The 3,324-nt window shown below is 67.5% G+C and carries 3 protein-coding genes; 2 read left to right on the top strand and 1 reads right to left on the bottom strand.

Annotated features, from left to right (window positions below; translation table 11 throughout):
• The first annotated feature begins 190 nt into the window (after positions 1-190).
• Positions 191-1,186 (top strand): LLM class flavin-dependent oxidoreductase, encoded by a 996-nt coding sequence (locus AX681_RS07835; RefSeq protein ID WP_066662150.1) that lies wholly within the window; start codon positions 191-193, stop codon positions 1,184-1,186.
• Positions 1,187-1,497: 311 nt separating this feature from the next.
• Positions 1,498-1,758: a hypothetical protein gene (locus AX681_RS23715; protein ID WP_197421991.1), complete on the top strand. Its 261-nt coding sequence runs from the start codon at positions 1,498-1,500 to the stop codon at positions 1,756-1,758.
• Positions 1,759-2,138: 380 nt separating this feature from the next.
• On the opposite strand, the gene AX681_RS07845 is transcribed toward AX681_RS23715, so the two are convergent.
• Positions 2,139-3,134, bottom strand: coding sequence for an LLM class flavin-dependent oxidoreductase (locus AX681_RS07845; protein WP_066662150.1), 996 nt, complete (start codon positions 3,132-3,134; stop codon positions 2,139-2,141).
• Positions 3,135-3,324: the final 190 nt, after the last annotated feature.

Raw genomic sequence — 3,324 nt, 5'->3', positions numbered from 1 at the left:
GCGATGACGGAGGGGCCGCCCCGCAGAGGACGGGATTTTGCCGAGCTGCTTACGGCTGTCTGCGCAGCCGCCCCTCCACCACTCGCTTCGCGAGCGGTCCCGCTCGCCTGCTGCGCAGGGGAGGAATTGTTGGCGGACGGGTAGCCCATCTTGAGTGGCAAAACGCAACTGGCCTTCCCATCTTCGGGCGATGACAGCCTATTCCCTGCTCGACCTTGTCCCGATCCTTGAGGGCGGGACCGCCAGCCAGTCCTTTGCCAATGCCGCCGACCTTGCGCGCCATGCCGAGGCGGAGGGGTTTTCGCGTTACTGGGTGGCCGAGCATCATGGCATGGCCGGAATTGCGAGCGCGGCGACGGCGGTGGTGATCGCGCATGTCGGCGCGGCGACATCGACCATTCGCATTGGCGCGGGCGGGATCATGCTGCCCAACCATGCGCCGTTGGTGATCGCCGAACAGTTCGGCACGCTCGATGCGCTGTTCCCGGGGCGGATCGACCTGGGGCTGGGGCGCGCGCCGGGCAGCGACATGACGGTGGCGCGGGCGCTGCGCCGGACGCTGGAGAGCAGTCCGGACGGCTTCCCGCGCGATGTGATGGAACTGCAAAGCTATTTCGCCGATGACGGCCAGACCGGTATCCGCGCGGTGCCGGGTGGTGGTGCCAAGCCGGAGCTGTGGATCCTCGGGTCGAGCCTGTACGGCGCGCAGCTGGCTGCGGCATTGGGGCTGCCCTATGCGTTCGCGTCGCACTTCGCGCCGGGGGCGCTGGACGAGGCGCTGGAGGTATATCGTCGCCAGTTCCGGCCCTCGGCGGTGCTCGACCAGCCCTATGCCATGGCGGGGTTCAACGTCTTTGCCGCCGATACCGATGCCGAGGCGGAACTGCTCGCCAGCTCGATGCTACAGGCGTTCGTCGCGCTCCGCACGACCGGGACTGGCGTGCCATTGCCGCCACCGGTGCCGGGCTATCGCGACAGCCTTCCGCCCCAGGCGCGGGCAATGCTCGACCATCTTCTGGAATGCACCGCGATCGGTGGGCCGGACGCGATCCGGGCGGGGCTGAAGGGATTCGTCGCGCGGACTAGGGTGGATGAGGTGATGCTGACCAGTTCGATCTTCGACCCGGCGGCGCGCCGGAAAAGCGTCTCGCTCGCCGCCGCCGCGATGCGCCATCTGGCTGCCTGAATCCCGCCTGAATTGCCCTTCACCACGGCGGCTGGGGGCTGTTCAGGGGGCTGAACGAGGGAGTTGTCGGCACGTGTCCGCATCCAAGCCAGCCATTAGATGCCATCTCGGCATCCACCGCCCGCGTCGCCGTGACCGCCCCGGTCGGGGTGAGTTCGAAACGCAGTGCCGCGACTGCGGATGCGATCTGGTGCTGAGCCCGGTGACGGGGCGGTGGCGGTTTTCGGGAGTGATGGGATAATTTTCCTCTTCCATCGGGAGAGGAAGGGGCCGGCTTGGCGCAGCCAAGTGGGAAGGTGAGGGTGAATGCCGTGACGTCGGTCACCCTCACCCTTCCGCCGCCTTTGGCGGCTCCCTCCCTCTCCGATGGGAGAGGGATTTTAAGCGGCCGCCGCGGGCAGTCGCAGGCGCACCATCAATCCGCCGAGATCCTCGCTCTCCTCCAGCGTGACGGTGCCATCGTAAATTTCCGCGACGTCGCGGAAATTTACGATGGCACCGTCACGCTGGAGGAGAGCGAGGATCTCGGCGGATTGATGGTGCGCCTGCGACTGCCCGCGGCGGCCGCTTAAAATCCCTCTCCCATCGGAGAGGGAGGGAGCCGCCAAAGGCGGCGGAAGGGTGAGGGTGACCGACGTCACGGCATTCACCCTCACCTTCCCACTTGGCTGCGCCAAGCCGGCCCCTTCCTCTCCCGATGGAAGAGGAAAATTATCCCATCACTCCCGAAAACCGCCACCGCCCCGTCACCGGGCTCAGCACCAGATCGCATCCGCAGTCGCGGCACTGCGTTTCGAACTCACCCCGACCGGGGCGGTCACGGCGACGCGGGCGGTGGATGCCGAGATGGCATCTAATGGCTGGCTTGGATGCGGACACGTGCCGACAACTCCCTCGTTCAGCCCCCTGAACAGCCCCCAGCCGCCGTGGTGAAGGGCAATTCAGGCGGGATTCAGGCAGCCAGATGGCGCATCGCGGCGGCGGCGAGCGAGACGCTTTTCCGGCGCGCCGCCGGGTCGAAGATCGAACTGGTCAGCATCACCTCATCCACCCTAGTCCGCGCGACGAATCCCTTCAGCCCCGCCCGGATCGCGTCCGGCCCACCGATCGCGGTGCATTCCAGAAGATGGTCGAGCATTGCCCGCGCCTGGGGCGGAAGGCTGTCGCGATAGCCCGGCACCGGTGGCGGCAATGGCACGCCAGTCCCGGTCGTGCGGAGCGCGACGAACGCCTGTAGCATCGAGCTGGCGAGCAGTTCCGCCTCGGCATCGGTATCGGCGGCAAAGACGTTGAACCCCGCCATGGCATAGGGCTGGTCGAGCACCGCCGAGGGCCGGAACTGGCGACGATATACCTCCAGCGCCTCGTCCAGCGCCCCCGGCGCGAAGTGCGACGCGAACGCATAGGGCAGCCCCAATGCCGCAGCCAGCTGCGCGCCGTACAGGCTCGACCCGAGGATCCACAGCTCCGGCTTGGCACCACCACCCGGCACCGCGCGGATACCGGTCTGGCCGTCATCGGCGAAATAGCTTTGCAGTTCCATCACATCGCGCGGGAAGCCGTCCGGACTGCTCTCCAGCGTCCGGCGCAGCGCCCGCGCCACCGTCATGTCGCTGCCCGGCGCGCGCCCCAGCCCCAGGTCGATCCGCCCCGGGAACAGCGCATCGAGCGTGCCGAACTGTTCGGCGATCACCAACGGCGCATGGTTGGGCAGCATGATCCCGCCCGCGCCAATGCGAATGGTCGATGTCGCCGCGCCGACATGCGCGATCACCACCGCCGTCGCCGCGCTCGCAATTCCGGCCATGCCATGATGCTCGGCCACCCAGTAACGCGAAAACCCCTCCGCCTCGGCATGGCGCGCAAGGTCGGCGGCATTGGCAAAGGACTGGCTGGCGGTCCCGCCCTCAAGGATCGGGACAAGGTCGAGCAGGGAATAGGCTGTCATCGCCCGAAGATGGGAAGGCCAGTTGCGTTTTGCCACTCAAGATGGGCTACCCGTCCGCCAACAATTCCTCCCCTGCGCAGCAGGCGAGCGGGACCGCTCGCGAAGCGAGTGGTGGAGGGGCGGCTGCGCAGACAGCCGTAAGCAGCTCGGCAAAATCCCGTCCTCTGCGGGGCGGCCCCTCCGTCATCGC

Source organism: Sphingomonas sp. CCH9-E2 (assembly GCF_001557215.1).
Taxonomy (GTDB): domain Bacteria; phylum Pseudomonadota; class Alphaproteobacteria; order Sphingomonadales; family Sphingomonadaceae; genus Sphingomonas.
The sequence above is the reverse complement of the archived record's forward strand: the minus strand, read 5'-3'. Positions and strand labels throughout refer to the sequence as shown.

Bases quoted from the DNA above. Each gene is read 5' to 3' on its own strand.
- AX681_RS07835 (WP_066662150.1), top strand. From the start codon at position 191: ATGACAGCCTATTCCCTGCTCGACCTTGTCCCGATCCTTGAGGGCGGG.
- AX681_RS07845 (WP_066662150.1), bottom strand. From the start codon at position 3,134: ATGACAGCCTATTCCCTGCTCGACCTTGTCCCGATCCTTGAGGGCGGG.